1 protein-coding gene and 1 pseudogene are annotated in these 1,118 nt (G+C 42.2%); both read left to right on the top strand.

Annotation, left to right across the window (positions count from 1 at the left end; translation table 11 throughout):
* A partial coding sequence (locus FY049_RS22190; protein WP_446084428.1) for an ATP-binding cassette domain-containing protein occupies positions 1 to 607 on the top strand: 607 nt, incomplete at its 5' end.
* A pseudogene (locus tag FY049_RS22185) lies at positions 604 to 1,118 on the top strand (secretion protein HlyD); the annotation flags it as partial. The gene FY049_RS22190 and the pseudogene FY049_RS22185, both read left to right, overlap by 4 nt.

Raw genomic sequence — 1,118 nt, 5'->3', positions numbered from 1 at the left:
CAATGGTGCAGGTAAATCTAGCTTATTACAGCTACTTTCAGGAATGCAATTGCCAGTACAAGGCAAGATCAGTTTGGATGGTGTCGATCAATCTTTGCTTGATCCCGATGATATTCGTCGTGATATGGCGTTGCTGAATCAAAACGCGCATTTGTTCTTTGGTACCATTCGTGAAAATTTAACTTTGGGTGCACCATTAGCTAGCAATGATGAAATTATCCGAGCCTTACAAATCACCAATGCTTTAGAAATCGTGGAACAAAAAAAGGAAGGCCTAGATCATCTTATTCTTGAGGGTGGTGTGGGATTCTCAGGAGGACAGAAACAAGCATTGTTACTCACACGACTATTGCTGCGAAATCCAAACATTGTGTTATTGGATGAACCGACTGCTTCGATTGATGATGTTTCTGAAAAAGTATTGATCCAGCATTTAAAAGAATGGTTAGGTCATCGGACCTTAGTGGTGGCGACGCATCGTCCTGCTGTTTTGCAACTTGTTGATCGTATTATCGTTGTACATGAAGGAAAGATTATCAAAGATGGGCCACGTGATGCCATTTTGAATCCTGCACAGCAGGCAAATGCAGGAGGGACTTCAACATGAGCCAAGAAAAAAATGACCCAAATATCACAGCTCAAGACGCTGAATCTGCTCAAGTTGATCATGTATCCAATGTATTGCAACGCCCAACTAATCCCTCTGCATTAAAGTTTTCAGAACCGCCTTTACCGAAATCCACATTTATTATTTGGATCGTTGCAATTGGCTTGTTGGCTTTCTTGATTTGGGCCTATGTATTCAAGTTGGAAGAAGTTTCTACAGGAACGGGTAAGGTTGTTCCGTCATCAAAAGAACAGACGATCCAATCTTTAGATGGTGGTGTGTTGACCAGCTTAGATGTCAAAGAGGGAGACATCATTCAAAAGGGGCAGACACTTGCGCAAATTGATCCTACTCGATTTGAGTCACAAGTGGGTGAAAGCCAAATGAAATTACTTGCCACACTGGCTACGGCAGCACGTTTAGAAGCTGAAGTAAATGGGACAGCCATCAAGTTTCCAAAACAGGTTTTGGCCGTTCCTGCTTTGGTGAGAGAGGAAAGTGCATTATATAC

Source organism: Acinetobacter sp. 1125_18A (assembly GCF_052824985.1).
This window is presented reverse-complemented; position numbering and strand designations above follow the sequence as displayed.